Source organism: Exiguobacterium sp. ERU653, assembly GCF_018617775.1.
GTDB lineage: Bacteria > Bacillota > Bacilli > Exiguobacteriales > Exiguobacteriaceae > Exiguobacterium > Exiguobacterium marinum.
Genome location: NZ_JACSKV010000001.1, coordinates 521834 through 546029, shown reverse-complemented (window position 1 = coordinate 546029; position 24196 = coordinate 521834). Strand labels below are relative to the sequence as shown.

23 protein-coding genes are annotated in these 24196 nt (G+C 45.6%); 3 read left to right on the top strand and 20 right to left on the bottom strand.

The genetic code is table 11. From position 1 onward, the window contains the following. Positions 1-113: 113 nt before the first annotated feature. From KNO95_RS02825 to prsW, 4 genes are all read right to left on the bottom strand, one after another. Positions 114-737: a lysophospholipid acyltransferase family protein gene (locus KNO95_RS02825; RefSeq protein ID WP_251125012.1), complete on the bottom strand. Its 624-nt coding sequence runs from the start codon at positions 735-737 to the stop codon at positions 114-116. Continuing rightward, positions 734-1408 (bottom strand): (d)CMP kinase, encoded by a 675-nt coding sequence (gene cmk, locus KNO95_RS02820; protein ID WP_214878242.1) that lies wholly within the window; start codon positions 1406-1408, stop codon positions 734-736. Before cmk ends, KNO95_RS02825 begins: the two co-directional genes overlap by 4 nt. 74 nt (positions 1409-1482) lie before the next feature. After that, positions 1483-2148: a flagellar brake protein gene (locus KNO95_RS02815; protein WP_214878241.1), complete on the bottom strand. Its 666-nt coding sequence runs from the start codon at positions 2146-2148 to the stop codon at positions 1483-1485. A gap of 15 nt (positions 2149-2163) precedes the next feature. Next, a complete protein-coding gene (prsW, locus tag KNO95_RS02810; RefSeq protein WP_026826183.1) occupies positions 2164-2820 on the bottom strand; it encodes a glutamic-type intramembrane protease PrsW in 657 nt (218 codons plus the stop codon). Between the two features lie 107 nt (positions 2821-2927). On the opposite strand from prsW, the gene KNO95_RS02805 reads away from it, so the two are divergent. Further along, positions 2928-3899: an asparaginase gene (locus KNO95_RS02805; RefSeq protein ID WP_214702223.1), complete on the top strand. Its 972-nt coding sequence runs from the start codon at positions 2928-2930 to the stop codon at positions 3897-3899. A gap of 51 nt (positions 3900-3950) precedes the next feature. Continuing rightward, on the top strand, positions 3951-4931 hold the full coding sequence (locus KNO95_RS02800; protein ID WP_026826185.1) for a YpdA family putative bacillithiol disulfide reductase: 981 nt from the start codon (positions 3951-3953) through the stop codon (positions 4929-4931). Between the two features lie 78 nt (positions 4932-5009). On the opposite strand, the gene KNO95_RS02795 is transcribed toward KNO95_RS02800, so the two are convergent. From KNO95_RS02795 to KNO95_RS02765, 7 genes are all read right to left on the bottom strand, one after another. Beyond that, on the bottom strand, positions 5010-6278 hold the full coding sequence (locus KNO95_RS02795) for a Glu/Leu/Phe/Val family dehydrogenase (RefSeq protein ID WP_026826186.1): 1269 nt from the start codon (positions 6276-6278) through the stop codon (positions 5010-5012). A gap of 144 nt (positions 6279-6422) precedes the next feature. After that, positions 6423-7349 carry a D-alanine--D-alanine ligase gene (locus tag KNO95_RS02790; RefSeq protein ID WP_214702224.1) on the bottom strand — a complete coding sequence of 309 codons (927 nt, stop codon included), beginning with the start codon at positions 7347-7349 and terminating at the stop codon, positions 6423-6425. Positions 7350-7446: 97 nt separating this feature from the next. Then, complete coding sequence (locus tag KNO95_RS02785) at positions 7447-8025, bottom strand: adaptor protein MecA (protein WP_026826188.1); 579 nt, start codon at positions 8023-8025, stop codon at positions 7447-7449. A gap of 60 nt (positions 8026-8085) precedes the next feature. Continuing rightward, positions 8086-8955: a MerR family transcriptional regulator gene (locus KNO95_RS02780; RefSeq protein WP_026826189.1), complete on the bottom strand. Its 870-nt coding sequence runs from the start codon at positions 8953-8955 to the stop codon at positions 8086-8088. Positions 8956-9091: 136 nt separating this feature from the next. After that, positions 9092-9295, bottom strand: coding sequence for a hypothetical protein (locus tag KNO95_RS02775; protein ID WP_251125011.1), 204 nt, complete (start codon positions 9293-9295; stop codon positions 9092-9094). Positions 9296-9333: 38 nt separating this feature from the next. Further along, positions 9334-10761 (bottom strand): RecQ family ATP-dependent DNA helicase, encoded by a 1428-nt coding sequence (locus tag KNO95_RS02770; protein WP_353048111.1) that lies wholly within the window; start codon positions 10759-10761, stop codon positions 9334-9336. Beyond that, positions 10745-11767 (bottom strand): YpbB family protein, encoded by a 1023-nt coding sequence (locus tag KNO95_RS02765; RefSeq protein ID WP_214878239.1) that lies wholly within the window; start codon positions 11765-11767, stop codon positions 10745-10747. Before KNO95_RS02765 ends, KNO95_RS02770 begins: the two co-directional genes overlap by 17 nt. A 142-nt stretch (positions 11768-11909) precedes the next feature. Between KNO95_RS02765 and KNO95_RS02760 the strand changes: the two genes are divergently transcribed. Next, positions 11910-12158, top strand: a complete 249-nt coding sequence (locus tag KNO95_RS02760; protein ID WP_026826193.1) for a ferredoxin — start codon at positions 11910-11912, stop codon at positions 12156-12158. Between the two features lie 162 nt (positions 12159-12320). Here the strand turns inward: KNO95_RS02760 and KNO95_RS02755 are convergent, their stop codons facing one another. The 9 genes from KNO95_RS02755 to KNO95_RS02715 all read right to left on the bottom strand — a co-directional run bounded on the left by KNO95_RS02755 (position 12321) and on the right by KNO95_RS02715 (position 24194). Beyond that, complete coding sequence (locus tag KNO95_RS02755) at positions 12321-13280, bottom strand: ABC transporter permease (protein WP_026826194.1); 960 nt, start codon at positions 13278-13280, stop codon at positions 12321-12323. After that, positions 13277-14344 carry an ABC transporter permease gene (locus tag KNO95_RS02750; RefSeq protein ID WP_026826195.1) on the bottom strand — a complete coding sequence of 356 codons (1068 nt, stop codon included), beginning with the start codon at positions 14342-14344 and terminating at the stop codon, positions 13277-13279. Before KNO95_RS02750 ends, KNO95_RS02755 begins: the two co-directional genes overlap by 4 nt. Beyond that, positions 14341-15867, bottom strand: a complete 1527-nt coding sequence (locus KNO95_RS02745; protein WP_026826196.1) for an ABC transporter ATP-binding protein — start codon at positions 15865-15867, stop codon at positions 14341-14343. Before KNO95_RS02745 ends, KNO95_RS02750 begins: the two co-directional genes overlap by 4 nt. 63 nt (positions 15868-15930) lie before the next feature. Then, on the bottom strand, positions 15931-17019 hold the full coding sequence (locus KNO95_RS02740) for a BMP family lipoprotein (RefSeq protein WP_214702863.1): 1089 nt from the start codon (positions 17017-17019) through the stop codon (positions 15931-15933). Positions 17020-17152: 133 nt separating this feature from the next. Next, positions 17153-17872, bottom strand: a complete 720-nt coding sequence (locus tag KNO95_RS02735) for a GntR family transcriptional regulator (RefSeq protein ID WP_026826198.1) — start codon at positions 17870-17872, stop codon at positions 17153-17155. A gap of 398 nt (positions 17873-18270) precedes the next feature. Further along, positions 18271-20466, bottom strand: a complete 2196-nt coding sequence (locus KNO95_RS14385) for a DNA translocase FtsK (protein ID WP_214702226.1) — start codon at positions 20464-20466, stop codon at positions 18271-18273. A gap of 61 nt (positions 20467-20527) precedes the next feature. Beyond that, entirely contained in the window at positions 20528-22195 is a 1668-nt protein-coding gene (locus KNO95_RS02725) for a ribonuclease J (protein WP_026826200.1), read from the bottom strand. Positions 22196-22290: 95 nt separating this feature from the next. Continuing rightward, positions 22291-22944: a M15 family metallopeptidase gene (locus KNO95_RS02720; protein WP_214702227.1), complete on the bottom strand. Its 654-nt coding sequence runs from the start codon at positions 22942-22944 to the stop codon at positions 22291-22293. Further along, positions 22941-24194: a lipid II:glycine glycyltransferase FemX gene (locus KNO95_RS02715; protein WP_026826202.1), complete on the bottom strand. Its 1254-nt coding sequence runs from the start codon at positions 24192-24194 to the stop codon at positions 22941-22943. Before KNO95_RS02715 ends, KNO95_RS02720 begins: the two co-directional genes overlap by 4 nt. Positions 24195-24196: the final 2 nt, after the last annotated feature.

The window sequence follows — 24196 nt, the reverse complement described above, 5'->3', positions numbered from 1 at the left end:
TAAGGCGCTTACACCTAGTATAAATCTCTTATAATTCCGAGAATTTGTCAAGGCGTTATGAAGATTGTACCTCTATTGAAAGAAGTTTAAACCTCAATTCCGTAATCCTTCCCTCACTTCGTGAGTGAATGCTTTAAATAGAGGTCAGCAATCGTATTCATGATCAAATCGGACGCTTCTTGCGCACTTGCCTTACGTGCTTTCAGTTCTGACAAGTCAATCGGCTTTCCGATGATGACGCGGAGTTTCGCACGAAACTTGTATTTCCCAATGATGGCAATCGGTAAGATGTGCGCCTCCGAACGCATCGCAAAGAATCCGACACCCGCTTGTGCCTTCCCGAGCGTACCGTCTTTTGATCGCGTTCCTTCCGGAAAGATAGAGATGACTTCATCCTCTTTCAACTTTTGAAGCACGACACGAAGCGCTTGACGGTCACCTTCCCCACGTGACACCGGAATCTGACCTGCCCGCTTCAAAATATGCTTCAATACCGGAACACTAAAAAGTTCCTTCTTGGCAAAAAATCGGAGCGGACGCTGCTTTGGAATGGCGCACGCGAGAAGCACGGGATCCCAATTCGATTGGTGATTCGAGCAGACGAGAATCGACCCGTCCATAGGGACATTCTCTCGTCCGATAAATTCGACTCGGAATAATGCCCGTTGTATGACGTTCACGACGGCTGTTGCCAGCCGATACATGCCGAACGGTCCATTGTTTAATGGTTTACTCATGCTTTCACCTCTTCAATTAATCGTTCGATTGCTTGAACAACGCCATCAATCGCCAACGTCGTCGTGTCAAGGAAGTGTGCATCGTCAGCTTGGCGGAGAGGAGCGACTTCACGTTCTGAATCCCGTTTATCACGAAGCGCTATTTCTTGTTTCAATAGTTCGTAATCACTCGCAATCCCTTTTGACAGGTTTTCTTCGTGACGGCGACGAGCTCGCTCTTCGACCGATGCCGTCATGAAAACTTTCAAATCGGCATTCGGGAGAACATGCGTCCCGATATCGCGGCCGTCCATGACGACACCGCCTTCTTTAGCCAAATCACGTTGAAGGTCCATCAAGGCATCTCGCACTTCCGGTTGGCGTGCGACAAAACTTACGTTATTCGTCACTTCACTTGAGCGAATGACGTTCGTCACTTCCTCCTCTCCATCGAATACACGCTGTCCTTCTTCGGACGGGACGAGTCGAAGCGTCATCTTCTCAATCATCCGAGCAAGTGCAGGTCCATCTTCGAGCGCAATCCCTTCGCTCAGCGCACGAAACGTGACTGCCCGATAGATGGCACCTGTATCGATATAGACATATCCCAATTGTTTCGCCAATGACTTGGCGATTGTACTTTTTCCGGCACCCGCCGGTCCGTCTAAAGCAATTTGTAATGATTTTTTCATACAAAACGGGTATCGAGTGATCCCGATACCCTCCTCCTCTCGGTCAATAATCCCGAGAACATCATAACAGTTTTTTATCGTGAAGAAAATACAGACCCTGTCCGTTTTCGTGCTTCAAGCTGAATGCGGAAACAGTATCGTAAAATCGTTTCCTGGTCACGTGATGTCAAATCTTCAAAGGCTAAGGAAAGTTCCTGCTTCACTTCTTGCTTATGTATCCGCACAAGGCGGCTCTTTACACGGAAGAGCTGATCTGAACCGATTTCGTCCTCAATTCGGAAAACAACGATGAGGGACTCATCAACTTCTATAGGAGCGCGATTCGCAATAATCTTCATTCCGCCGGCAGAGACATCGAGGGATGTCGTTTCGAACGATTCAAAACTATCTCCGTCGACCGCGAGCACTTTCACGTCAATCATTTCAGGGACTCGTAAGTATTCACGACGCTGGATCCGTTTGATTTTTTTCTCGTCGGGAAGATGGAAAGCGTAGCGAAGTGTCATCTGTGCATCGCTGATTCGTTTCACGACTTTTGTATCGAATGCATACAATTGATTTTCTCCTTGAAAGAAATAGACTCGCAGCTGTTCCTCTTCATGTAAAAAAAACGTTTTTAACGTCGTCATGTCGCTCGGTGATTCAATCCATACGACTTGATCAGTAATGGCGGCAATCTTCGTTTTCCCCTCAGCGCGCCCTTCCACTTCAATTCTCAACTCTTGACCTTCTTTTAACATACTTATTCTTCCCCTTTATTTAAATTGACGACGATTGGACAGATTGGCAGCTCGTACGAGCAAAAGTGCCACCATCCATAAAATGACGATATAGAGCACGGCAGGCAGTTTGTGGTTCGGTTCAAGAATCAAAATCAAATCGAACGTTCCGTGAATGACTGTTGCGGAAAGGACCGCCATGAATAGCCACAGACGTTCACGTGTCGAGTGCTTTGCCCGTCCTAAACAATAACCCATCACGACTGCGAACAAAGCATGTCCACTTACCGGCAGAACGGCTCGCCAAATCGCGATTTCTAATGAATCATACACCCATAAGTATAAAAAATTCTCCAATGTCGCAAAGCCTAATGAGCAGGCGACCGCATAGAGAATCCCGTCGTAGTAATCATCAAAGACTTTATGTATATATATTGTATAATAAATCATAAACCATTTAAAAAACTCTTCAAGTAAGGCAGTAGTGATATACGCCTGCCAAAACGGTCCAGTAAGCACTCCTTCTTCAACGAACGCATATTGGATAAACATGATCGGAAACACGAGAACGGCCCCGGCCACGAAAGAACGAATCACATATCCGAGCGGTTCTGCTTCTAGTTCATGGCGAAGATAGAAGTAGGATAGAAGGGCGAGCCCAGGTGCAACCGCAGACAAAGCGATTGCGATCATCATACATCTCCCCTTTCTTTCTTTAGCATACACTGAATTGCTTGAAAGAAAAAGTATAGAACGCCTAGAAAATGGAAATCTTCATAAAAATAATTAGGAGGACATCTATGAATCATTTATTACTCATCCACACCGGCGGTACGATCGCCATGTCTCAATCTGGCACTGGTCACGTAGAACCAAGCGACGTCAATCCGATTGATGCCACACTTCCGAAAGCGACAGATATCGCTCATATTACAACGAAACATTTTTCGAATATCCCGTCACCACACATGACACCAGAAAAAATGCTTGAGTTGGCGCATTTTATTCAACGAGAATTGACGCAAGATACGTATGATGGGGTTGTGGTCACACACGGTACCGATACGCTTGAAGAGACTGCTTACTTTCTGCAGATCACGCTCGGCGCACCAGTCCCAATCGTCTTGACGGGTGCGATGCGTTCCTCGAATGAAGTCGGTTCGGATGGAGAATTCAATTTAATTACTGCCCTTCGTGTCGCAAAAAGTGAAGCCTCCCGTGGAAAAGGGGTACTCGTCGTATTTAACGGCGAAATCCACTCGGCTTTCAACGTCACAAAAACCCACACTTCTTCGGTCGATACGTTCAAATCCGTCCACTTCGGAAATGTGGGTATGGTCACAAAGGACCACGTACTCATCTATAGTCAACCGATGACTAGACAGCCGAAAATGATTCCATCCATCACAAAACGCGTCGCGGTCTTGAAAGTTGTTGCCGGGATGGAACCTGATTTACTCGAATCTGTGATCACTCTCGGATACGACGGACTCGTCCTCGAAGTGTTAGGCCAAGGGAACGTCCCACCGTCTCTTCTGTCAGCACTCGAACATTTGGTCGAGGAAATTCCAGTCGTGATTGTTAGTCGTTGCTTCAATGGCATCGTGCAAGATGTATATGGATATGATGGTGGCGGCAAACAATTGAAAGAAATGGGCCTCATATTCTCAAACGGATTAAATTCACAAAAAGCCCGACTCCGGCTGCTCGTGGAACTCGAGTCCGGTTCCTCACAGTCAGTCATGGAACACAGTTTCAGTTTCCAACAATAACCTTGCGCACAAGCGTCTCCTTCCCTACAATGAGCAAAGAGGTGATTTTCAGTGAATAAACAAGCGATTATTGTCGGCGCTGGACCATGCGGTCTTTCGGCGGCCATCGAGTTAGAGAAGATCGGGGTTTCTTGTAGTGTGATAGAACGGGGAAATATCGTCGATGCAATCTATCGATATCCGACACATCAGACGTTCTTCTCATCTGCAACCCTGTTAGAAATCGGAGACATCCCGTTTATATGTAAAGACTTAAAACCACGAAGACAAGACGCACTCGTCTATTATCGGGAAGTCGTCACGCGCACCGGACTAAACGTTCACCCGTTTGAAACGGTTGAATCTGTCGAAAAAACCAATGACCGCTTCGTCGTGACTTCAAGACATGACCGACGCGGCGTCACAGTTCGTGAAGCGGACTATGTGATTTTAGCCACAGGGTATTACGGACGTCCACGTATGCTCGATGTACCAGGTGAATCGTTGCCACACGTCCATCATTATTTCAACGAGGCACATCCCTATTACCGTCAACACGTTACGATTATCGGCGGGAAGAACTCCGCTGTCGATGCTGCGATTGAGCTCGAAAAAGCCGGGGCATATGTCACAGTGCTCTATCGAGGCGACTCGTATAGTCCTTCCGTCAAGCCATGGGTCCTCCCAAACTTTGATTCGCTCGTCCGTCATGAGAAAGTCCGAATGGAATTTGGCGCGACGATTGATCGAATCACTGAGGACGGTGTCTATTATCATCAATCTGGCGAAGAAAAACATGTTGATGCGGATTACGTTCTCGCAATGACCGGTTATCAACCAGACCATCATTTATTCGAAAGCTCAGGGATTATCATCGATGAAGAGAGTGGGGTCCCGACATACGACGAAGAGACGTTTGAAACGAACGTCGAACACTTGTTCATCGCTGGTGTTGTGGCAGCTGGGAACGATGCGAACAAGATTTTTATCGAAAATGGTCGATTCCACGGCAAGGCGATCGCAGCTACAATTGCGAATCGAATCCAAGTTTAACTCCCGCGCCTACGTCGATAAACCGCAAAGTATAGATAAAAAAGTTCGGTCAACTTGAGTTGACCGAACTTTTTTTGATTAGACCCAACCGCGAAAACGTGACGCTTCCGCCATCTTCCGTACACCGACCATATAGGCAGCCAGACGCATATCGACTTTACGGGCTGAAGATGTATTGTAGACTGTATTAAACGAATGGACGAGCACTTTTTCAAGTTTTTCTTCAACTTCTTCTTCCGTCCAATAATAACCTTGATTGTTTTGTACCCATTCGAAGTAAGAAACCGTGACACCACCACTTGATGCCAAGACATCCGGCACAAGAAGAATCCCACGCTCTGTCAAAATTTTCGTCGCTTCGTTTGTCGTTGGACCATTCGCTGCTTCGACAACGATTGAAGCTTTGATGGCGTCCGCATTCTCTTCTGTGATTTGGTTCTCGATTGCTGCCGGTACGAGAATGTCACAATCAAGTTCCAACATGTCTTGATTCGAGATTGTATTTTTGAACAATGTCGTGATTGTACCGAATGAATCGCGACGATCTAACAAATATGGGATATCGAGACCGTTCTCGTCATGGATGGCACCGTAAGCGTCGCTGACCGCGATTACTTTCGCTCCAGCATCGTACATGAACTTCGAGAGGAAGCTACCAGCGTTCCCAAACCCTTGAACGACGACGCGTGCTCCTTTGAGTTCGATGCCACGACGGAGTGCCGCTTCCCGAATCATGATGGCCACACCCTTCGCAGTTGCTGTCTCACGTCCATGCGAACCACCAAGGACGAGTGGTTTACCAGTGATAAATCCAGGTGAGTTGAACTCATCGATTCGGCTATACTCATCCATCATCCAAGCCATGATTTGTGAGTTCGTAAACACGTCTGGTGCTGGGATATCTTTCGTCGGTCCAACAAATTGGCTGATTGCGCGAACGTAACCGCGACTTAAACGCTCAATCTCACGGAAGCTCATTTCACGTGGGTCGCAGACAATTCCGCCTTTTCCTCCACCGTACGGCAAGTCGACAATTCCTGCTTTCAAGCTCATCCAAACAGACAATGCTTTGACCTCTACTTCAGTTACGCTCGGATGGAACCGAATGCCTCCTTTTGTAGGTCCGACCGCATCGTTATGTTGGGCACGATATCCTGTAAATATTTTCGTCGAGCCATCGTCCATGCGAACTGGGATCCGAACGGTCAGCATGCGAAGCGGTTCTTTCAACAACTCGTACATCTCATCTGGATAGCCGAGTTTATCTAAAGCTTCGTGAATCACCTCTTGTGTCGATTCCAAGATGTTTTTTCGTTTTTGATGACCTTTTTCTTGATCCGTTATCATGAAGGTTTCCTCCCCTAAATTGTCAATTCTCCCCCAAGAATTAACCTCGTATTCGTTTAAAAGTATAGCCGATACGCGTTCAATTTGAAAGGGTTTTACAAAAATAATGAAAGCGTTTTCTTTAAGGCTAGAATAATCGTTCCCTTACTTCGTTTCACGTTTTAATGCTAAATCGATGAAACGATCTAAGAGTTCCCCATAAGAGATACCAACTGTTCTTGCGCTATCCGGGAACAGGCTAAGCGGTGTCATACCAGGTAATGTGTTCGTTTCTAAAATATAGGCTTCTCCTATGTCAGAGACCAAAAAATCTGAACGCGAGTACCCTGAACAACCTAGCGCGCGGTGTGCGAGTTTAGCAGCCTGCTGAACTTCTTCCGTTAGTTCTACTGGAATTTCAGCCGGACAAACATGAATCGAACCACCTTCTGTATACTTCGATTCATAATCATAAAACTCATTTTTTGGAATGATTTCGATTACGGGTAACGCTTCTTCTTGCCCAAAGCTCCCGATCACCGGCACAGTCAATTCTTTTCCTTTGATATACTGTTCTACGAGAACCGCTGAATCACATGCGAACGCCTTTTCAATCCCAGTGCGCAACATCCCCTCATCAAACGCGATCGTCAATCCGTTAGAAGACCCTTCTTGGGCAGGTTTGACAACACATGGGAACTCATTTCCCCACTCCCTTACTTTCGCATCAATAGACTTTGGTGATTCAATCAAAACATCCCGTGCAACACGAATGCCAGATGCAGCAAAAATAATCTTCGCTCTCGCCTTGTCCATCGCGAGGGCCGACGCCAACACACCTGATCCTGTGTACGGGATACCCGCCATCTCTAGTAAAGACTGGACTCGACCATCCTCTCCATACTTTCCGTGCAACGCACTGACGACAACATCGACATCTAATGTCAACAACTCGTTCGCTCGTTCCGGATGAAAGTCGATGGCCGTGACCTCGTGACCACGTTCCTTCAGTGCTTCAATCATCCCTCGTCCGCTTGTGAGGGAAACCTCTCGTTCTCCTGACACTCCACCATATAAAACAGCGACTTTCATTCCAATCTCTCCTTCAACTAACTACTAAAAATTCAAGTCTAATCATAACACGGACACCTTAAAAACAATAGGAACAGAAAAGTAAAAAAAGCCGTACTCATGCGAACGCATCGTACAGCTCTTTCACGGCTTGTTTCGTTTGAATTGTGTTTCCGTACTCCATCATGACGTATGGACTTACCGTAGTCGTTTTTCCATACTCGGACAAGATGGCAGCAAGCCTTTCTTCCACTTGTGCAGGAAGCACCTCCACAAAGTGGAGATAATAACGACCTTCATAGTGATAAAGCGCCCCACCCTGTTCGGTTTCATGTATATGTGGAAAGAGACGAATCGAAGCGTTGATTACATCTTCAAGGTCCTCGAACTGATAAATCAAGTGGTGAATCACGTCAATCGTCAGTCGAATCTCGACCTGCTCGATATCAAGCTCGGCAATCGCTTCACCTTTTTGAACATCGATGACGAGTCCATCACGAGGAAACATCGTCACGTTTAAATCAACCGCGCCTTGTGGAGAAAAGCCATACTCACTCTCTGCTGTTTCAAGCAACTCTTTCCACAGCTGTTGACCATTTTCTCCTACAATCGTATCGATGGCGATTCCACGTAACGAGAGTTCATTTGCAGTCACATATACACGAAGATGTTCTTTTGTTTGTTTTTCAAATCTCAATCGAAAACCTCCAGTGAATAATCAATCCTACTAATAAGCTACTCCCGTTTTAATCCCGTGTCAAATAGTTGATAACCATTTGGTCCATTCTTCCGGTGAGTCCCCAAGAAATGCTCCATTGAATCGATCCCGCTCGAGACTGACCGCATATCCACCTGCCCCGATTTTCAAATCAGAATGCTCTTCTTGAATATAATCGATGGCATCTAATAGGTCGGGGATATGTTCTGTCAGTGTGCATGCAAAAATGAGGCAAGTCGTATCAATATCATGCAATGCCTTACTCAAGTCTTCTTTCGGGAACCCTGCTCCCAAAAAGACGACATCGTATCCATGTTGACGTAAGTAAAGTGTAACGAACAACAAACCAATCTCATGCATTTCACCGGGCGCACATACACATGTAATGCGTGGAAGGAATGGATTCATCGGCATTTGAAGAGACAAAGTGGAGAGCCTTGCTCGTAAAAATGCCGTCGCAAAATGCTCATGGGCGATGGTAATCGATCCTTCTTCCCAACGTGAACCTATATCCATCAGGAGCGGTCCAATGATGTCCTTTGTCACTTTTTCAAAACTAAATGTATTAAATGCGCGATTGATTAAGTCGTGCGCTGACCGCTCATCAAAAGAGAGCAACGCATGAAGCAGTCCATCCTTCAATTCTTCGTCATATAACTTGGTAGATGATGGCTCTGGCTCTATTTCCGGCGCTTGATGTAGCTGTTGAATCGCTTGCGAGACACTCAGGCCTTCTTTTTGCTTATCGACCACCCATTTAATTTTTTCCACATCTTGATCTGAATATAGGCGGTGACCAGATTCCGTTCTGCTCGGTACAATAAATTGATAGCGACGCTCCCAAGCGCGAATCGTCGTAGGATTAACGCCCGTTAACGTCGCGACCGTTTTTATAGAGTATTTCGGCATCTCCGCCCTCCTCTCATACTCGTTCTATGATTTTAGTATATCCTCATTCTAAAAGGTTTACCCCTTTTATTGTGCAATCGTGTGTTTTTATAATTCGTCAATTAAAAAAGGGTGCGAACCTTGCTCGCACCCTACTTCAAAATATGGCATGTCGCCCGATATATATGAAAATGAGAATAATCGCTAACATGGCGAAAGTTAATGTCATCGCCAACGGGCGCTTCATCCAGTTATCATTTAACTTTCTCTTTCGTTCGTGCTCTTGTCTCTCAGATCGAGACGGCAATGTGTCCGCCAACTGCTCGCGTAAAGAATCCGCTTGATTCCGATGTCGCAACATATGCCCTCCTTTACCTTTTTTATCATTTTACTATGATATTATTCAAAGGAAAAGATTTGCGTCAACCGTATTTTCCATTCTGTCACATTTTCCCGAACGATTTTAGGTGTGTCTGGGAACACGATGGCGCCACATATATCGCAACATTCGTTTTGTTCAATCGTTGGTTCCGAAAAGTAGCGTAGTAAATAATCGCGCCGACACGTGCGAATGAGTGCATAATCCATCATCTGTCCAAGCTGACGGTATCGGTCGCGCCTTCTTTCTTTTACCCAATCCAGTGCTTCTTGAAGAGAACGTTCGGACAACAACTGCTTTAACAACAAGAATTTTGAATCTTCTTCATTCATTTTTAGTAAACGCGGTAACTGCGCTAGAGATGTGCCGTTCTCACGCTCAAAATATGCCAAACGAACATCCTCGTCTTTTGGATATTGACCGTCAATCAAAAACTGCTGGATTCGCTCGTCCCCATCTGCATATAGGAGCACAGCAAACGCAGGCTGTCCATCGCGTCCGGCCCGGCCGATTTCCTGCATATACGCTTCGACCGTCGCAGGTAATTGGAAGTGGATGACCGAACGAACGTTATCTTTATTGACCCCCATTCCGAACGCGCTTGTACAGACCATGACCGACACCTCGTTCCGTAAGAATTGAGATTGCACGAGTCGTCGGTCTTCTGTAGACATTCCACCGTGATAAAACAATGCGTCTTCTAGCTCAAACGCTAGCGCCTCTGCCTCCCGACGTGTTGCCGTGTAAACGACGATCGGTTTCGGAATCTCTCGAACTAATTCCTTCAGTCTCTCGAGTTTCTTCTCTTTCTCCAGTCGCTCGACCATTAATCGAATCTCGGGTCGATTGGCTGAATGAACGAATTGTTCGGGTGAGAAGAGTGCTAACTTCTCAACGATATCCTGCTTTACGCTCTCAGGAGCCGTCGCCGTGACCGCCATACATTGCGGGCTGCCGATTTGCTTTCGCAACTCGCCTAACCGGGCATATTCTGGTCTAAATTCATGGCCCCATTGGGAGATACAATGCGCTTCATCAATTACAAGCATTTGAATTTTCACATTCGCCAACGCACGCGTGACATAAGGAACAGCCAATTGTTCGGGTGAGAGATATAAAAAACGATAACGCTTCAAATGATTGATGATGTCCTGCTTTTCTTCAATCGACTCCATAGATGTCAATCGGGCTACGCCACGCTCACCACGTTCCCGGATATGAAGCATTTGATCCTCAATCAGAGAGAGTAGCGGCGAGACGATGACCGTCAAACCTCCATTCTTTATGTAGGAGGGGAGTTGAAACGTCAACGATTTTCCCGCACCGGTCGGCATGACGGCCAAGACATCCTGTCCTTCCACCACTGCTTGAATGATGTCGTGTTGACCAGGTCGGAACGAATCATATCCAAAGACTCGTTTCAATGTCGATTCATACAAATGTCTCACCTCGTTTCAGCCTTGCGAACACAAGACGTATTTGAAAATAGCTGACGTTACCCATTTCTTCAAAGACAGGCTTCAAAGCCCAACTGACCGGACCTCGTAATTTTTCGATGGCGACAATGTCCTGCATCGGCACAAATTGTTCGAGCGGGAAGACAGCTAAATACATCGCCATCTCCACCACATGGTCTTCAATCGTACTCGTCCGCAATCGACGCCTTGCCTGAACTTGATCGAATGTGTATCCCTTCAGAAAGAGGTCATACGATTCATGCGCAGAATACGTCATCCGGTCTGTCGATAACCCATACGTGAACCCTCGGATTTTCGCATCTTCCGGTAACACTTTCAGCAACTCGTTCCATCCTGCCAAAAAATAGAGGCGGGCCGTTTCGGCATCGACATCAAGCAAACTAGCAATTTGTTCATACGTCAATCCTGTTTCGAACGCTCCAGTAAACCGGTAGACGACCGCAGTCGCATACGGATCCCCAACGTGATCAAGCGCTTTTTCAATCTCTAGATGGAACGTCCGCATGAGCGCTTTCCAATCACGATCGAGTTGCAATAACTGTTTTACCCATTGCTCTGCAGGACGGTCAGCTTGAACCGGATAAAATGTTCGCGCATGCTCTTTAGACATGAAGGTCTGCACGAATAAACTCAACCTTTTCCACGTCGTCGCATTATAGTCGCGTCGTTCTCCACCTAACCGATTGAATAAACGCTCAACAGCCTCAGGTGATGAGATCATTTCGCCTGCTTTCGTCAATTTGAATTGTTTTCGGTCCAACCACCCCCGTTTTTCAAATCCTTTCAACATGGACTCATATGAGTATGTCGCTTGCGGAAACTGTCCAAAAATAGACTCTAACTCATAGAAGAACGCATCTTGTAACGTTGTGGCCGAACGTTTCCCGTTCAGAACATGAAATAGACTACGTTCACTCCGTTCTCCATTTAATCGTTTAATGGCCAGCAGTAAAATCCCATCCGCTAAATGAACCAAATCGTCACTTCCTTAAAAAAAACATTATCGTACCAAAAAGACACTCGTTTCCTCATTGAAATAATTGGGTATGTAGACTACAATTACTCATAGTCAGTAGAATGATTTCTAAGAGAAACAAACCGTTTGGAGGGTTATTATCATGGCAAAATTTACTATCGTCGATAAAGATACATGTATCGCATGCGGAGCTTGCGGCGCAGCGGCACCAGATATTTACGATTATGATGATGAAGGTCTCGCGTTCAACTTGATGGATGACAACACAGGTACTGTTGAAATCCCTGATGAATTACACGAAGACATGATGGATGCATTCGAAGGTTGTCCAACTGATTCAATCAAAGTGGCGGACGAATCATTCGACGGCGATGCTCTAAAATTCGAATAATTTACGAAGGACGTATCGGTCATTTGACTGATATGTCTTTTTTCATGTCTTTTCGATTCACTCTCTTATAATCATGACAGCTCTAGCCAAGTATAACAAAAAAGGTTGTTTGGCTTAAGTACCAAACAACCTTATCATAGTGGACATATGTCCTATTTCTAATCAGCGTTTCCCTTTAATATATGGGATACCGACCGACTTCGGTGCATCCGCACGCCCGACAAGACCAGCGAGTGCAAGAATCGTGAGCGCATATGGCGCAATCAACAGGAGAAGTTGTGGCACATTATTGATAATCGGCAAATTACTTCCGATAATCGAGAGCGCCTGCGCAAATCCAAAGAACAGTCCGGCGCCTAGCGCACCGAGTGGATTCCACTTCCCGAAGATCATTGCGGCAATCGCCAAGAAGCCTTGACCAACAATTGTCGTTCCACTGAAGTTCGTCGTAACGGTTACAGCATATACTGCACCGGCAAGACCACCAAACGCACCAGAGAGCATGACACCCATGAAGCGCATTTTCGTTACGTTGATCCCCATCGTATCAGCTGCCATCGGATGCTCACCGACTGAGCGAAGGCGAAGTCCAAACGGCGTCTTAAAGATGACGAACCATACGACAAACGCCAAGGCAATCGCCACGAATGATGTATATTGAACGTTAATGAAGAACATTTTGAGTACAGGAATATCTGATAAAAACGGTACGTTCTCTTTCGCAATCCGATATTCGATAAAGTCAGTTTGTCCTTTATTGTAGAGCACACGTACAACAAAGATGGCAAGACCGATCGCGAGCATATTGATTGCTACCCCAAGAACAGTTTGGTCCGCGCGCCACAGAATCGCAGGTACGGCCAAAAAGAGAGAGAATAATGCACCGACTACCATTGCTACAAGCAAGGCAATCCATGGACTGAAGACGCCAGCACCTAAATCAGTTAAAGTAAGCGTTGTGATAATCCCAGTCGCGGCACCGATGATCATAATTCCTTCGAGAGCAATGTTGACGACACCAGAGCGTTCGCTGAAAATCCCACCGAGTGCTGCGATAATGAGTGGAGTCGCATAGGCAAGTGCAACCGGTACGACGATATAGAGGACTTCTAAGAAGCTCATTTTTTCTCCACTCCTTTCTTACGATTTCCTTTTAGTTTTTCTACGACATAGTTGATGGCGTAACCAGATGCCACAAAGATGACGATTGCTGCAATGATGACTTTGACGAGTTCTGACGGTACGTTCGCACCAAGTTGCATCGCCAAACCACCAATATTCAATCCTGCAAAGAGAATCGCGGCGAGAACGACACCGATCGCTGTATTAGCTCCTAAAAGGGCCACGGCAATCCCATCAAATCCGACACCTGTGAACGATGCCGATAAAGTCATACTTCCGAATGTTCCAAGACCTTCCATAGCTCCAGCAAGTCCAGCGAACATACCTGAAATGACGAACGACAGGACGATATTTCTGTTTACGCTCATTCCTGCATATTGAGATGCATTTTTGTTGAACCCAACTGCACGTAACTCATAACCAAGCGTCGTACGCTGAAGAATATAGTAGTACACAATTGCTGCAAGGACAGCGACGAGAACACCCCAGTGAAGTCGAGAATATGTCGTCAACTCTTGTAGCCAAGGTGATGCGAGAGATGCAGACTCATTGATTGATTCTGTCCGCTCGTTCGTCACACCGATGACATTACGCAAAATCGCATTTGTCGTATAAAGTGCGATATAGTTCATCATAATGGACGTGATGACTTCATGGACGTAAAACTTCGCTTTCAAGAATCCTGGTACGAAAGCCCAAATTGCTGCTGCGATCATTGCTGCGAGAAGCGCGAGCGGCAAGTGGATAAACATCGGCAAACCATCGAAGTTGATTCCTACATATACGGCCGCGACCCACCCAATCAATACTTGACCTTCTACTCCGATATTGAAAAGCCCTGTACGGAAGGCGAACGCAACGGCAAGACCCGAGAAGATGAGCGGTGCAGCCGCTCGCAGCGTTTCACCGATGGCATACGGACTACCAAACATTCCTTCGAATAATGAGATGAACCCTTGAACCGGGTCGTAACCACCGATCAACATGACGATGGCACCGACGAGAAGACCTAAAATAATCGATAGGAATGGAATGAGGAGCTGGTTTAAACTTAATTTTTTCATTCTGTTTCGTCCCCTCTCTGACCGCCGGCCATCAAGAAGCCAAGTTCTTGTTCAGTCGTCTCTTTCGGATCACGAATCCCCACGATTTTCCCTTCGTAAAGAACAGCAATACGGTCGGATACGTGTAAAATTTCATCAAGTTCGAATGAGATGAGCAAGACGGCGCGTCCTTTTTCACGCTCTTTAATGAGCTGTTCATGAATAAATTCAATCGCACCGACGTCAAGACCACGTGTCGGTTGTGCAGCGATGAGTAAATCTGGTGAACGGTCGACTTCCCGGGCGATGATTGCCTTCTGCTGGTTCCCTCCCGAGAGCGCACGCGCCGGCACATCGATAGATGGAGTTCGGACGTCAAACTTCTCAATTAACGCCTTCGCCTTCTCTGCAACAGCTTTGTAATTCATTAGCCCTCGCTTAGAGAAAGGTTCTTTGTAATACGTTTGTAAAACCATGTTGTCCCGAATCGAGTAGTCGAGGACGAGTCCGTGTTTATGACGGTCTTGCGGAATATGTCCGATGCCGGATTCTGTCATCTTACGCGGTGTTTGACCAGTCACATCTTTCCCATTGAGCTGAACTTTTCCTGATTCCGGTTTTTTAAGACCCGTAATCGCTTCAATTAACTCGGTTTGACCGTTACCATCGATTCCAGCAATTCCGAGCACTTCCCCAGCCCGAATTTGTAAGTCTAATCCTTCAACAACCTTCAATCCACGGCTGTCTTTAACGACGAGCCCTTGAACATCGAGAACAACTTGTTGCGGTTCTGCTTTTGAATACTCAGCAGCGAAGTTGACTTCACGCCCGACCATCATTTCAGCCAGACTATCTTCATTAACCGTTTCATCCACTTCAACCGTTCCAATGTAGCGACCACGACGAATGACCGTACAACGGTCCGCCACTTGCATGATTTCCTTCAGCTTGTGCGTAATCAAGATGATCGACTTACCTTCAGCAATCAAACGTTTCATAATTTGGATAAGTTCTTGAATCTCTTGCGGCGTCAACACTGCCGTCGGTTCGTCGAAAATCAAAATATCCGCTCCACGATAGAGCGTTTTCAAGATTTCTACTCGTTGCTGCATACCGACCGAAATATCTTCAATCTTCGCATCTGGATCAATTTTAAGTCCGTACTGTTCAGAAATATCCATTACCTTTTGACGAGCTGACGCGCGATCGATTGTCACACCGCTCTTCGGCTCAAGTCCAAGGATGATGTTCTCCGTGACGGTAAACTTTTCAACCAACATAAAGTGTTGGTGGACCATCCCGATCCCAAGATCATTGGCGATGTTCGGATTCTCAATATCAACTTTCTTCCCGTGTACGCGAATCTCTCCACCTTCAGGCTGATATAGACCAAATAACACGTTCATGAGCGTCGACTTCCCGGCCCCGTTTTCTCCTAGAAGCGCATGGATTTCTCCTTTACGCAATTGGAGCGTGATATTATCGTTCGCAACGAACGTACCGAACTCTTTGCGAATATTTAGCATTTCAATTACATATTCCAAGGAAGTTCACCCCTAACTTTAAGTAAAGGGAGACCACATGGGTCCCCCCTATACTCAAATGAATTATTTTACTGTTTTCATGAACTCTTCGAACTCAGCGTCAGTTGCTGGTGCAACTACCTCGCCGTCGATGATTTGTTGACGATACTCGTCAACTTTCGTAAGAACGTCAGCAGCAACGTTTTCTTCAGAAGTTGGCGCGATTCCTACACCTTCGTCTTTAAGAGAGAACTCAACGATTTCACCAGCTGGGAACTCCCCGTCCATTGCCATCTTCGAAACTTTAAGTGTAGCTGTATCTACACGTTTAACCATTGATGTAAGTGTGACGTTTTCTGGAAGTCCTTCTTCATACTGGTCACGGTCAACCCCGATAACCCAAACATCTTCGCCGTTCTTCTTACGGTTTTTCGCTTCTGTGAATACCCCTACACCCGTACCACCAGCTGCATGATAAATGATGTCAGAACCAGAACCGTACATACCTGAAGCGATTGCTGTTCCTTTTTCAGCTGAGTTGAAGTCTTCAGCATATTTCACATCGATTGTCGCATCAGGGTTTACAGCCATTACACCAGCTTTAAATCCATTTTCAAACTTCTTGATCAAATCTGACTCTACCCCACCGATAAATCCAACTTTGTCAGTTGTAGTCGTAAGACCAGCAACAACACCTACGAGGAACGAACCTTCTTGTTCTTTAAAAGTGATTGAAGCAACGTTCGGAGCGTCAACAACCATATCGACGATTGCAAAGTTGTTGTCAGGGAATTGTTCTGCAACTTTACCAATATCTTCTGCCATCAAGAAGCCGATTCCATAGATCAAGTTAAAGTTATCACGTGCCAATTGCTGTAAGTTCGGCTGATAGTCTGCTTGTTTTGCTGACTGAAGATATTTATATCCTTCGTTTTCAGTCAAGTCGTTTTCTTCACCGAATTTTTTCAACCCTTCCCATGCAGATTGGTTGAACGATTTGTCATCTACACCGCCGGTATCAGTAACCATCGCTACTTTGAAGTCGCTACCTTCTCCGCCTTCACCGTTTGTAGATGAGCCACCTTCGTTGTCATCGCCACCGCAAGCCGCGAGTACTGTAGAGAGTGTGAGTCCTGCTGCTAAAGCTGAGAGAATCGTTTTCTTTTTGTTCATCATCGTCGTGTTTCCCCTTTCGGTTCATAACAAATTTTGTTGTCATGTCATCAGTAGTCTTTACACCGGTATAAGAAAGCGCTTTCACGCTATTCCCCAAAAATAACCCTTTCCGTCAAAAAAATTGGTCGTTTTACACTCGTTTACGTACGACATGGAAATCGAATCGATCTGCTCGGAAAAAGTTGGCCGAATCGAGCAATGGTAAATCACTCTCATCGTAATGCAATTGCTTTAAAGCGAGTAACGGTTGGTCCGTCTGAAGTTGTGACGATATGTCAGAGCTGACGCTCGGCTCAATATGCGTAATCGCATACGCGACTCGACGTCCTACCTCTTTTTCAAGAGCATCAAACAATGACTTCCCTTCAGTCAATGTTTCAGGATTTGAGACGAGATGGGCCGGCACTTTATCGACACAATATACGACCGGTGTGTCATCCGCATATCGAATTCGAACAATTCGATAAATCGGTGAGTTCGGCTCAATCTTGAGACGATCGGCTTCTCTCTCTGTTGCCAACACCTTCTCGGCCACCAATACTTTCGTTCCTGGTGTCATCTTCGCACGCGTAATCATATCAGTGACACTGAATAACTCTTCAATTCCTGATGTAAACGGCGGCTTGGAACTGATAAATGTCCCTACCCCATGCTTTCGCACCACGAATTTCTCATCTTCGAGAATTCGGAGTGCCTCACGAAGTGTTGCTCGACTGACTCCAAGTTGTTTCGAAAGTTCGAATTCCGAAGGTAACTTTTCGCCTTCCCGATAGACACCAGCGTCGATATCTTGCTTAATTTTTTCAATTACTCGAAGATAGAGCAATCGATGATCGAGCTTAATCGACATTGGCCTCACCACCTTTAATTTACTTACCAGTGCTCAGACATCTGACGTATGAATGTCCTTGCCAATATTAAGTATAGGGATTCGAGAATTAGAACGCAATAGTTTTTGTTCGGAATCAGGGAAATATTTTTTTTAATCGTGTTGAACCGTACCACTGAGTCCATTTTACTCTTTTCTTTCATGTTTGAAAAAACTTTGTAAAATGAAAACGTTATTAAAATATGTAAGCGTTTCAAGGTTTTTTTAAAGTATGCATTATTAAATAATATAGGTCATATGTGCTATATTACATTTCTATTATAACGAACTTCTTTAATTATCGCTAATATTTCCGCATTCTATGTATACCATTAAAAAACGAACGATTATATATTAGTATATATAATCGTTCGTTTTTATTATTCTTCTCGTTCTTGAATGAACACTTTTCGAGGTTTCGAACCTTCTGACGGCCCCACGTAACCGGCTTCTTCAAGCGAATCGATCAATCGGGCAGCCCGATTATACCCGATTCGAAATCTTCGCTGAATCATCGATGTCGATGCCGTTTCCTGAGTGACAATGAATTGAACGACTTCTCCGAACAATGAATCATCCGAGTCGATTGTCGTCACTTCTTCCTCTTTCGGCATCATCGCTTCCACATACTGCGCTCGTTGCTGTGCGATGACATGATTGACGACCATCTCGACTTCTTGGTCGGAGACGAACGCTCCCTGAATACGGACAGGTTTGTTCATACCGTTCGCAAGCATCAGCATATCCCCACGTCCGAGCAATTTCTCTGCTCCCCCTCCGTCAAGAATAGTTCGCGAATCGGTTTGAGAAGAGACCGCAAATGCAATCCGTGATGGGATATTCGCCTTGATGACCCCGGTGATTACGTCAACCGATGGGCGCTGAGTAGCGAGAACCATATGAATACCTGCAGCCCTAGCCATTTGCGCAAGTCGCATAATCGCATCTTCGACATCATTTGATGCGACCATCATCAGGTCTGCTAGTTCATCGACGATAACGACGATGAACGGTAGACGTTTCGCATCTTCATCGTCTGATTGATTGACGAGTTCATTATACCCTTCAATGTTGCGTACCCCGTATCGACTGAATAGTTCATAACGTCGTTCCATCTCGGCAACTACCTGTTTTAGTGCCTGAGCGGCTTTCTTCGGGTCTGTGACAACCGGAGTCAATAAGTGAGGAACACCGTTATATACATTCAATTCGACCATTTTCGGGTCAATCATCATGAGCCGGACCTCATCAGGTCGAGAACGCATCAACAAGGATACGATCATGCCGTTGATACAAACTGATTTTCCTGAACCTGTTGATCCCGCGACGAGCAAATGCGGCATTTTGTTAAGTGAGATTCCGACGGTCTCCCCACTGATACTACGACCAAGAGCGACGAGCAATTTTGAATCGTCTTGTTTGACTGGATCTGCTTCAAGCACTTCTCGTAAGCACACCGGAGCGACTTCCTGGTTCGGTACTTCAATACCGATGGCCGCCTTCCCTGGGATCGGTGCCTCAATTCGGATATCTTTAGCAGCAAGTGCAAGTGCTAAATCATCACTTAACGAGGTGATTCGACTTACTTTCACACCAATATCTGGTTGTAACTCATATTTCGTAACGGTTGGTCCGAGATGAATCTTTAACACTTTGACTCCGACACCAAATGACTTTAGTGTTTTCACGAGTTTTGCCGCATTCTCTTTCAAGCGCGCATTTTCTCCCGATAAATCAGTGATTACCGGCTCCTTTAAGTTTGAAAAAGGAGGGAGTTCATAAGTATCTGAGACATCTTGAGCTGCAGTCATCATCATCTCTTCTGTCGTGCTGGATGCATCAGTTTCCGTAGATTGGGGTGTTTCCGTTTCAGCATCTTTCTTTTCTGCCACAACTTTCTCGCTAAATCCTACAATCGGGATGTCATTCATCGTGACGGTGTCTGACTCTGATTCAGATGCTGCCTCTCTTTCCGTATGTAACACCTTTTGATTTTGTTGTGCAGTACGTGTTCGATTCGAGGCTTGCTTCTTCTCGGTTTTTGGTCGTGCTTGCCATTCTTTCTTCACAGCTGCAACGGATTCACTCATTCGATGGTACAGCTTCCCCCAAACTGTCGGCACATACAGAGATACTCCGACAACGAAGAACACGACGCCTAAAAAGACGAGACCAAAATCAGAAAACAAATATTGATTTAAATCATATAAAGCACCATTGACTCTACCACGCTCTTCTCCCCACAATAAGTCACCGAACAACAAGAGTGAGGCGGTCATATTGAGTAAACCTGCTCGTTCCATCAGTCTCATTGAATTGAGCACGACCCATAAGATGACGGCTACCATCAAATAAGTAAGCGCACCCCAACCACCAAAAATATATTCGGACAGCTCGGACAACTGTTGACCAATCCAGCCTAAATTAAAGAAGGCAAATACGAATGCAACGATGGAAAGAACAAAAATTCCCCATCCGTATGTACGTGGCGCAATCGGTTGTTTTTTTCGTTTTCTCGTATTTCGTGGCGCAGGTCGTTTACGCTTCACGGGAGTCTTTCTTGTTTTTTGTGCCACTATAGTCCCTCCTAAAAAAAGAAGGCAAAAGTCGGATGACTTTTGCCTCACTCACATTCCATTAAATCTCCATGATGATCGGCAAGATCATCGGACGACGTTTCGTCTGTTCAAACAAGAAGACGCTTAGTCGCTCGCGGATATTTGATTTCAATTCGGTCCAGTCACTGCCAGCTTGCAGACTCTTTTCAATCTGTTTCGTGACAATACGGTTTGCCTCTGAAATCATCTCTTCCGACTCTCGCATATACACGAATCCACGTGAGATGAGTTCAGGTCCTGAAATCAATTTCTTCTGTTTTCGATTCAATGTGACGACACAAAGGACAACTCCATCTTGTGACAATAATCGACGATCACGAAGAACGATGTTTCCGACATCGCCGACGCCGATTCCGTCAATCAAGACATTACCAGCAGGAACTTTTCGGCTCATCCGGGCTTTTCGACCTGTAAACTCAACGACATCACCTTTTTCAACGATGAAGATATTGTTTGATTTTACGCCTACTTGTTCAGCAAGTTTTGAGTGCGCCATTTGCATACGATATTCACCGTGAATCGGTAAGAAGTATTTCGGTTTGACGAGGTTGAGCATCAACTTCAACTCTTCTGCCGAACCGTGCCCTGATACGTGAACTTTACGTTGGTTATAAATGACGTTCGCACCAGAGCGGAATAATAAATCAATCGTCTTCGAAACTGACTTCTCATTCCCAGGAATCGGAGTAGCGGCAATGACAACCGTATCGTTCAAACGAATGTTGACTTGTTTGTGCGCATTACGTGCCATACGAGTCAATGCTGCCATTGGCTCTCCTTGAGATCCCGTTGTTAAAATGACGACTTTATTATCCGGCAGTCGATTCACTTGCGACAATTCGACGAGTGTCTTCGCCTTGAAACGAAGGTAGTTTAATTTTTGAGCAACTTCGACGATATTGACCATACTACGACCTACAACCGCCACTTTACGGTCATTTGCTTCCGCTGCCGCGAATACTTGTTGCAAGCGATGGACGTTCGATGCGAACGATGCCACGATGACACGGCCTTCGGCTTGATAGATGACGTCGTTCAATTCAGCACCGACGAGCGATTCAGAACCAGTTTGTCCCGGTCGCTCTGCATTTGTCGAATCTGAAAGTAGAGCGAGAACCCCACGTTGTCCAATCGCCGCTAACTTGTTAAAGTCGGATTGCTTACCGTCGACCGGTGTATAATCAAACTTAAAATCTCCGGTATGGACGATTGCACCTTGAGATGTTTGAATACAAACACCGACACAGTCGGGAATCGAGTGATTGACGCGGAAGAATGTGATGAAATGATCAGCGATAGTCAATTTCGTTTTGGCGTCAATCATGCGAAGGTCGACTTCTTTTAACAAACCAGCCTCTTTTAATTTCAATTCAATCAACCCAAGAGTTAATTTCGTTCCGTATACCGGAACGTGCTTCAAATCGCGTAGCACGTAGCTGAGTCCACCGATATGGTCTTCGTGACCGTGTGTGATGAAAATTGCTCGTACGCGATCTTTGTTTTCTTTTAAATAGGTGATGTCTGGGATGACAATGTCAATCCCAAGCATCTCATCGCCTGGAAACATGAGTCCGGCATCGATGACGAAGATGTCGTCGTCTAGCTCCACGACGTACATGTTCTTCCCGATTTCGCCTACGCCTCCAAGCGCAAAGACGCTAATATTCTCTGTCTTCTTTTTAGACACTAACAAAAACCTCCTAATTGATTCATATTCTGTTTCGTCCCCTTATCGCTACTGAATATTGTAGCGGAAAACGGCTTCATTGCCAACATTTCCGTTCAATCTAATAGAGGCTTTAGTGCATCGGCAATCGGTACAACCGCTTCTTTGTCAGGTCGTTTCCCTGCGATAAGTTGTCGGATTGACAAGCCAAAGTCCATTTGGAGGTGAGGATAGTCCGGAAATGAGTTCCAGTCACCGCCCCATTCGAAGCCAAGCGCCTTCCCTAATTCCCCGAGTTCTTGCCAATCTGGTACATCATTTCGATTGCGGTCAGTGTTCAAATCATAGTCCGCCTTGTTGTTATGGATAATGACGAAATCAATCGCAAGTCCATAGTTATGATAACTTTGACCCGCTTTGGCATTCGTCACAACTTGTCCTGGTTCAGACCGACCTTGTGCATACAAAGTATTTTGTTCCTTCGCCGAGCGATATCCTGATGTGAGTCGTACTTCAAGGTCTAGACAAGATTGCGCTAATCGTATGAACGAGACTCCTCGATTCACGACTTGTGGATGTAAACGATCAAATTCAATCTTTGTCCTCGCTAACACGGCGTCCTCCGCCTCTTTGTTCCGCACACACATATCCGCCTCAAACGTAGGTTCGTCCACCCATGGTACCGGTTCAGGTTGCATATAAAAATAAGCTAGCGTAATTCCAATCAAGAAGGCGACCATCGCAAGTGATAACACACCTGTCCATCTCATCTTCTTAACCGTTTACGTAATCCTTTAAGGATTGGCAAACCTTTTTCGAGTGCCATATAGAAAGGACGATTTAAGACGAGATCAAATTCCCCGACCTTCTCAATCATGTCACTTCCCCATCCAGACTTGAAGGCATATAGACCTGCATATTCATCATTTGGGTCAGTACTTCCCGATACTCCACCGAAGTCATATCGCTCTGCACCGCTCTCCTTAGCTGCCTTCATCATTGTCCACTGCATCAAGTGGTTTGGCATGAATTCACGGAATTCATTGGATGAGGCACCGTATAAGTAATACGAGCGACGTCCTGCAAGTGTCAATAACCCACCCGACAAGACGATTCCATTCGGATATGTCTGGTCTAGTTCAACGAGCTCAGGTAACGCTTGTTCGGCTTTTTGAATTTGCGCTTCTGTCTGCTCTTTGCGGTTAAGAAGGCTCGTTCGTTTCTTTTCGAGCGTCTCCTTCTCTAACCCCCGTTCGATTTTACTCAACTCTTTTTTCGCTTTTTCGAGTGTTGCTTGTTGCTGTTCAAGCGCAATTTTCGGCTCAAGTTTGGTTAAAAATAGACGGGCATCATTCGGTTGTAGACAATCATATAGGTTTTCAAAATAATCGAGACCTCGAGTGGCGAAACCATCACGCTCTCCTGTCACTTTCATCAGATTAGCGAACGTCTTGAGTCCATCACGATCGACTTCTGTACAGACAATGCCTTTCTTTTCAGCTAACCGAACATTATATCTGAACTTGTGATGGAATTTCGCAAAAATATCTTTCTCGCTTGGACGTAAATCTGTTTCCATCGTGAAACGGGGCTGTGCGTAGTCAAATCCGCCACCATAGCCTTTATGTTTAAATCCAATCGCATCCATTTCCGTCAATAGACCAGGCATCTCGTCACGATCAATATTTGGGTCAATTTTAATCACGATGGCTTTATGTGCCGTCGCAACACGTTTTGCTTCATTCACAAGTGCTTGAAGAGATGCCAAGTCGTCATAGTCCACGACAAAACCACGAGGTGCATAACATAAAGTAAATGGTAATTTTGGAACACGTTTAAATAAAAGAAGTGCGGCACCGGTCGTCGCTCCATCACGCGCTACAGCGATGCGCTCTGATGTCCATCCATTTTGGCGCTTCACATCTCCCCAACTCGACAGTTGCAATAAATCACCACGGTCATGCGTTTTGACGAAGTCGTCATGTTCTTTTTCTGTCAACGTAATTGATTGTACTGCCATAA

What these genes read in the sequence shown, in the direction of transcription:
- prsW (WP_026826183.1), bottom strand. Translation starts at nt 2,820, where the DNA reads ATGATCGCAATCGCTTTGTCTGCGGTTGCACCTGGGCTCGCCCTTCTA.
- cmk (WP_214878242.1), bottom strand. Translation starts at nt 1,408, where the DNA reads ATGAAAAAATCATTACAAATTGCTTTAGACGGACCGGCGGGTGCCGGA.
- KNO95_RS02735 (WP_026826198.1), bottom strand. Translation starts at nt 17,872, where the DNA reads ATGTCGATTAAGCTCGATCATCGATTGCTCTATCTTCGAGTAATTGAA.
- KNO95_RS02780 (WP_026826189.1), bottom strand. Translation starts at nt 8,955, where the DNA reads ATGCCGAAATACTCTATAAAAACGGTCGCGACGTTAACGGGCGTTAAT.
- KNO95_RS02795 (WP_026826186.1), bottom strand. Translation starts at nt 6,278, where the DNA reads ATGATAACGGATCAAGAAAAAGGTCATCAAAAACGAAAAAACATCTTG.
- KNO95_RS02790 (WP_214702224.1), bottom strand. Translation starts at nt 7,349, where the DNA reads ATGAAAGTCGCTGTTTTATATGGTGGAGTGTCAGGAGAACGAGAGGTT.
- KNO95_RS02760 (WP_026826193.1), top strand. Translation starts at nt 11,910, where the DNA reads ATGGCAAAATTTACTATCGTCGATAAAGATACATGTATCGCATGCGGA.
- KNO95_RS02805 (WP_214702223.1), top strand. Translation starts at nt 2,928, where the DNA reads ATGAATCATTTATTACTCATCCACACCGGCGGTACGATCGCCATGTCT.
- KNO95_RS02755 (WP_026826194.1), bottom strand. Translation starts at nt 13,280, where the DNA reads ATGAGCTTCTTAGAAGTCCTCTATATCGTCGTACCGGTTGCACTTGCC.
- KNO95_RS02715 (WP_026826202.1), bottom strand. Translation starts at nt 24,194, where the DNA reads ATGGCAGTACAATCAATTACGTTGACAGAAAAAGAACATGACGACTTC.
- KNO95_RS02740 (WP_214702863.1), bottom strand. Translation starts at nt 17,019, where the DNA reads ATGAACAAAAAGAAAACGATTCTCTCAGCTTTAGCAGCAGGACTCACA.
- KNO95_RS02720 (WP_214702227.1), bottom strand. Translation starts at nt 22,944, where the DNA reads ATGAGATGGACAGGTGTGTTATCACTTGCGATGGTCGCCTTCTTGATT.
- KNO95_RS02775 (WP_251125011.1), bottom strand. Translation starts at nt 9,295, where the DNA reads ATGTTGCGACATCGGAATCAAGCGGATTCTTTACGCGAGCAGTTGGCG.
- KNO95_RS02815 (WP_214878241.1), bottom strand. Translation starts at nt 2,148, where the DNA reads ATGTTAAAAGAAGGTCAAGAGTTGAGAATTGAAGTGGAAGGGCGCGCT.
- KNO95_RS02825 (WP_251125012.1), bottom strand. Translation starts at nt 737, where the DNA reads ATGAGTAAACCATTAAACAATGGACCGTTCGGCATGTATCGGCTGGCA.
- KNO95_RS02750 (WP_026826195.1), bottom strand. Translation starts at nt 14,344, where the DNA reads ATGAAAAAATTAAGTTTAAACCAGCTCCTCATTCCATTCCTATCGATT.